This is a genomic window from Fibrobacter sp., from assembly GCA_012523595.1.
GTDB lineage: Bacteria > Fibrobacterota > Chitinivibrionia > Chitinivibrionales > Chitinispirillaceae > JAAYIG01.
The window spans coordinates 1-5,874 of sequence record JAAYIG010000200.1; the positions used below are offsets into that span (position 1 = coordinate 1).

The window sequence follows — 5,874 nt, forward strand, 5'->3', positions numbered from 1 at the left end:
CGAAGGTTTTTACAATTGCAAAAGGATTCATTCTACTTTGGGATATTTATCACCAGCAGAATATGAATCTGTCAAACGGAAGAAAATTGCTTAGTCACGTGTCCATTTTTTCGGGGCAATTCCAGTACCTCTCTTCTCTTAAAAACCAAACCAAAAACCTGTTGTCGCCGCATAACCAACCTCCTTTTGAAAATCACCACCCAGCCCGAAATCGACAGCAAGCCAATCCAGAAGATCAATCTGTGCACCCAGTTGCCACCAGTTTAACTCTTTGTTAATCCCACCTACTTCTACGCCACTGGTAATTCTTCCCATATTAAACGCTGCAGCAACTCCATATACTAAGTTTACGCTTTTTGACACCGATTCTGCCTCTATTCCTGCGTTGCCATGGAATGCAGCAACACCAACCGGTTTAGATAAAATCAGATTGATTGTGTATACCGGACTGTCAAATGATGCACTCACTGAGGTTGATAACAAATCAGGAACAATAGCATATTTTAACCCGACCTCAAGTGCGCTGAACTGTGCTTCTTTCTCAGGAAGTGCTGTATAGCCAAACCCTGCCCCGATATCCATCCTATCGGTAAGCCCATGCTTGAGCCCTATTCCTGCATCTGCAGAATTTTTCCAGTAATTAGAAGCGACCTCTACTTCAAAACCCTCCTTTTCCACAGTCCCCGCATCATCAATTGTAAATGGCCGTGCTGCAAATACGCCTGTGCCCGGAATTCCTGAAAAAATCAACATCAATAATACCATTTTATTCATAAGAATACCTCCTGCTATGAAGTGTAAATTTAACCGGATTATTATGAAATTTCACTAAGCAAGAATAGCTCAAACATCTTCAGTTTATACCCAGTAGTCTGCCCCCCTGAAAAACCAGTGTTGCTGCGCTCCAGGCAAAGAGCAACTGGTATCCAACAGAGAAAAGCGACCATTTCCAGTTCTTTAACTCTTTTATCACAGTCACCAGTGCTACAAGACAGGGAATGTAAAGCAGCACAAACAGCATAAAAGCAAAGGCTGATAATGGAGTGAAATTTTGAGCTACCTTCGCCCGCAATCCTTCACTCTCTTCAGATTCCTCATCACCAACTGCATAGAGCACCCCCATTGAACTGACCACAATCTCCTTGGCCACAAATCCGGTGACAAGTGATACCGCCCCCCGCCAGTCAGTACCAAAGGGTTTCACAACCGGTTCGATAAATCTTCCTATTCGCCCGATATAAGTCTCAGATATGACTGCAGCATGTTTTTCAAGCTCCAGATTTTTTATCAGCTCTTCACGCTCCTGTATCTCGAGACCTGAATCATTTCTTGTCTGTTCAATCCTGGTGTCAAACGACTGCTCAATATCCGGCGATTTGGGATACTCACCGGCCCACCACAGGACAACCGAAAACAGAAGAACCACACCACCCATCTTTTTGAGATAGTGTTCTGTTTTCTGCCACATGTGAATAAGAATACTCCTTCCTGTTGGAATACGGTATGGAGGAAGCTCCATGACAAAAGGGTAGTCTTCTTCTCTTCTGAAAAGCGAGTGTTTAAAGATAACAGCCATAAAAATAAAGGCCCCGAAACTTAAAACGACCTGAAACAGAAAAACCACATTTCCTGCATGTTCCGGAAAAAGTGCTCCTGCAAAGAGTACAAAAACCGGTAAACGGGCGGAACATGAGATAAGAGGAGTAAGCAGGATTGTCTTGATCCGGTCCTTTGGTGATTCAAGGGTACGTGCAGCCATTATTGCCGGAACACTGCATCCCATACCCATAAGCATCGGAATGAAGCTCTTACCGTGTAAACCTATTCTGTGCATCAGTTTATCGGTTATAAATGCTGCCCGTGCCATATATCCAGTGTCTTCCATTATGGAAATTCCAAGGAAAAGGATGAGAATGTTGGGCAGAAAAACAATGACTCCCCCTGCTCCCGCAATTACTCCGTCAACCAGAAGATCTCTTAAAGTACTCTCAGGCAGCAGTTTACCCGCCAGATCCCCCAGCCATCCAAACAGCATCTCTATCCAGCCCATCGGGTATTCACCGATCCTGAATGTTGCCTGAAAAAGAAGCCACATGAAGAACAGAAATATCGGGTAGGCAAGGATACGATGTGTCAGTACTGCATCTATCTTATCGGAGATCTCAAGTCTGTTTACAGCAGGATATTTTACCGTTTCTCTAACTGCACCGGTTATAAACCCATATCGTTCCTCAGCAATCCGGGTTTGCGGATCATCACCCAGGATCTCCCTTAGCTCAATTTCAAGCTTGTCCCGAAGTGCAATTATATTTTTTCCGTTTGCCAATTCCGATACTTCATCTTCAAGATGACGGTCGTGCTCAAGAAGCTGTAAAGCAGCCCATCTTGACGGGTATTTCAGTTCGCCTGTTGACCGGAGTGCCTCCTCGATTTTTTCAATTGCACCCTCCAGCTCTTCAGGATATATCATTGAAACAGTTCTCCTCTTCCCCTGCTCATTTCTTTTTTCCAATAATACGGTAGAAAGCAGGTCCTTTATACCCTCCCCTGATCTGGCATTTGTCGGTATAATTGTCAAACCAAGCAGTTTGCTCATCAAGGGAATATCAACTTTGATTCCCTTGCTTTTTACCTCATCCCACATGTTGAATGCCAGCACAGGACGGATTCCAAGTTCAATAAGTTGAAGAGTAAAGTAGAGCTGGCGATCAAGGTTTGTTGAATCGATTACATTAATCACTGCATCAGGTTTTTCATCAACAATGTAGTCGCGGGCGACTTTCTCATCCGGTGAACTTGTGCTTAATGAGTATGTGCCCGGAAGATCCACGACTGTTGCCTGTAAATCTCCATAGCGTACCTTTCCCTCTTTTATCTCTACAGTAACTCCGCTCCAGTTACCCACCTTCTGATTTGCACCCGTCATACAGTTAAAAAGCGATGTTTTTCCGGAGTTTGGATTACCTGTCAAGACGATTTTTATCACCTTTGACCTTTTCTGCACCTCAAGATCGCAACTCACCGATTCAACACTCATGGCTTTTCCTCCCGGGGATGCACAGAATTATCCTTTTTATCTGATACCGGCTTTACGTAAATGCTCTCTGCTTCGTTAATCCTTATGGAAACATACCCATGCTTCACCTTAACCTCCATCGGATCGTATAATGGCGCATATTTCAGGACACGGAGCTGACTTCCCGGAATAAACCCCATTTCAAGCATTCTCTTCTTTAAAACACCTGAACCCTCAATACTGTCAATCATCACAACATCTCCCTCACGAGTTTTCGCCAATGATCGCGGATCTGAATTATCACTTGTCATATTCACCTCCTATTATAGACATCTCATTTAATTAGATACTTCTAACTCACAGGCAAAAAAAAGATGCCCTTCAGCACCTTTTTAAAAGAATATTCGATGCTTCTTCCCGTCTGAGTGTTAAGCTGCTGTTCTTCACTTTCACCTCGATGGGGTCATCGAGGGGTGCAGCACGCATGACTGTTATACTCTGCCCCTTTACAATTCCCATTTCAAGCAGCCGTTTTTTGAGTTTTCCTGTTCCATTTACCTGCAAAATGATTCCCTTCTGGCCAGGGAGAAGATCATTCAAGCTAACCAGCCCCTCAGCATTATTCTGATCGGAGATAAACCCGCAATTTGTTATGCAATCTATCTCTGACAGGGATTGTTCAAGCAGTTGCTTTATTTTTGTGCTTCCGGTCTCATCCTTTTTTGCTGCAACCAGAAACGCAGCCATCCTCCTGCAGACATCCGATGTCATCCCATGCTCCATGCTGCAGGCAGTCTTATTTGCCTCTTCATAGGAGAGTCCCAGAATACTGATGAAGAAATCAAGCAGTATATGGTGTCTTCGATCAATACATTTAGCCGCATCCAAACCCTTATCTGTAAGAGTGACAAACGAGCGGACCTCATAATTTATGAGCCCCTTCTCAGCCAGTGACCGTAAAGCCACAGTAACAGATGAGCGTTTGACATTGAGACGACTGGCGATCTCCATGGAACGGGCAACCTTGTTCATCGAGGAGATCTGCAGAATCGCTTCGAGATAATCTTCAAGATTCGGACTTAAGGCATAAGCACTCATAGACTTCCTTAACTGAGTTAGACTCATCTAACAATATAACACAGGTTTTATCCTGAAACAAGTTTTTTTTACCGGCAGGCTAGATTTCCCAAAGGGAGGACTTTAAGAGTCTTTATTCAAAATTTTGTGTAACAGACATCACATTGCTGTACGCACCTGTAATAGCGCCATAAATGATGGTTCTTGACTATACGAGGCCAGGAAACAGCTATGGTCGTAATTTTATAAATTATTAATTCACATTTTTTGTTTTAAAAGGGATCAAATTACACTGGGACAAGGGGCTGTAGTGTCTTTGATTCACCTGAGGTGAATTTCTGAACGTACAAAGGTCGTTTTTTAGTTCAATTAAGTCACTATTTCACCCCGAAGATGAATCAGTGACCAGAAAAAAAGCGAATCTTGTTTCCTGCAAAACAACCCAATAAAATGAAACTGTTTTTTATTTTATCCACCCCGTGGCAGGCTTATCCGATTTTACATAAAACAGTACCGTCGAGCATTCCCGCCCATAAAGGTCTTCCGGCATGAAAAATGAACATACCTCCAACGGGGATTTTATCTATAAACACTGAACATAGTCCAAGTGTACTCTGAGCATTACCGAAATCCGCTCACTGAGAGTAGTTGAAGTGACCATTTGAGGAAAAAAACTCCACAGGAAAAGCAAAAGCAGTTCAGAGTGGGTATGGAATCACCTCATGCATTTGATCAAATCCACCCCTGATTTGTAATTTAAGATATATTTTCTCAGGTTTTAAAATTCTCAAATAACTTAATCCTTATCTTACCAGCCATGGACTACAAAGCATCACTTGACACACCTGCAAAGGTCATAACCATCGTAACTTTTGTTCTACTGCTTGCAGTCGGACAGGAAAGTGTCCGGATATTAATCACTGCAGGAGTCAACACAACAACTATCCTGATTCATTCCGGGATACTCCTTACATTCATAGTATTATTACTTGGCAGTTGGCTATATGCGCCAAAATCCTATACCCTTTCTGATAGCTACCTGTTAATTAACCGGAGAATTGGCAAAGTAAACATCAGGCTCAGCGACATAAAGCAGGTGCGGGTACTTACTGATGATGAAACGAAAAAAACGATCCGTACTTTTGGTGTAGGAGGACTTTTCGGCTATTTTGGAAAATATCATACCCCGGGTATCGGGCATTTGACTTTTTACGCAACACAGCGGAAAAACAAGGTTCTGATCTTAACAAACAGTGATAAAAAGATAGTGATAACTCCGGATGATATCGATTTGGCTGAAAAACTGAAGCAGCAGTGATCATGTTTCTTTCTTCCCGCAACGCAAGAAACTACAGCGGGCAGGCAATTATAGATCTTGTAATAATTATCATTGAGCAGAAAACATTTTCACTTGTAACCCCCCCCTCTGAGTTTCTCTTCTCCGGGCTACTGCGAGAGACTCTCTTACCCTTCCTTTTCCTGACCTCTGTTTTTTGTGGTTATGTTTTCTCCTTTCTTAGCGCAAGCAAGTCTGATCACTCCATAATCTATATTATAGGGTCTTTAGTGTCGGGATTCATTTTTGCTTTTCACCCTGCCTGTATTTCTTCCCGGTGAACAAAAAAAGGTCTTGATGTTTTAACCGCGATCAACATATTTTAACTCTGATTCAATTTTTTTGAACCTGGAGTCTAAAATATGAATCCAAAGGAAGAAAGAGAGAACGCGGTTCGAAAAACAAAGATGAACCTGATCCTGGATGCCTCTATAGAGGTGTTTGC

General features: G+C 42.7%; 5 protein-coding genes. 1 reads left to right on the plus strand and 4 read right to left on the minus strand.

Annotated elements, in window-relative coordinates; translation table 11 throughout:
* Positions 1-138 precede the first annotated feature (138 nt).
* From GX089_14030 to GX089_14045, 4 genes are all read right to left on the minus strand, one after another.
* On the minus strand, positions 139-774 hold the full coding sequence (locus GX089_14030) for a hypothetical protein (GenBank protein NLP03608.1): 636 nt from the start codon (positions 772-774) through the stop codon (positions 139-141).
* 79 nt (positions 775-853) lie between these two features.
* The gene (feoB, locus tag GX089_14035; protein ID NLP03609.1) at positions 854-3,037 is read right to left on the minus strand and encodes a ferrous iron transport protein B; all 2,184 of its coding nucleotides are present in this window, start codon (positions 3,035-3,037) and stop codon (positions 854-856) included.
* A complete protein-coding gene (locus GX089_14040; protein NLP03610.1) occupies positions 3,034-3,327 on the minus strand; it encodes a ferrous iron transport protein A in 294 nt (97 codons plus the stop codon). The genes feoB and GX089_14040 overlap by 4 nt, the downstream gene beginning before the upstream one ends.
* A 70-nt stretch (positions 3,328-3,397) precedes the next feature.
* Complete coding sequence (locus tag GX089_14045; protein ID NLP03611.1) at positions 3,398-4,114, minus strand: metal-dependent transcriptional regulator; 717 nt, start codon at positions 4,112-4,114, stop codon at positions 3,398-3,400.
* Positions 4,115-4,910: 796 nt separating this feature from the next.
* Here GX089_14045 and GX089_14050 point away from each other — a divergent pair.
* The gene (locus GX089_14050; GenBank protein ID NLP03612.1) at positions 4,911-5,411 is read left to right on the plus strand and encodes a hypothetical protein; all 501 of its coding nucleotides are present in this window, start codon (positions 4,911-4,913) and stop codon (positions 5,409-5,411) included.
* Positions 5,412-5,874 lie beyond the last annotated feature (463 nt).

Excerpts from the sequence above, each read along its gene's own strand:
- feoB (NLP03609.1), bottom strand. The coding sequence starts at position 3,037 with ATGAGTGTTGAATCGGTGAGTTGCGATCTTGAGGTGCAGAAAAGGTCA.
- GX089_14050 (NLP03612.1), top strand. The coding sequence starts at position 4,911 with ATGGACTACAAAGCATCACTTGACACACCTGCAAAGGTCATAACCATC.
- GX089_14030 (NLP03608.1), bottom strand. The coding sequence starts at position 774 with ATGAATAAAATGGTATTATTGATGTTGATTTTTTCAGGAATTCCGGGC.
- GX089_14045 (NLP03611.1), bottom strand. The coding sequence starts at position 4,114 with ATGAGTGCTTATGCCTTAAGTCCGAATCTTGAAGATTATCTCGAAGCG.
- GX089_14040 (NLP03610.1), bottom strand. The coding sequence starts at position 3,327 with ATGACAAGTGATAATTCAGATCCGCGATCATTGGCGAAAACTCGTGAG.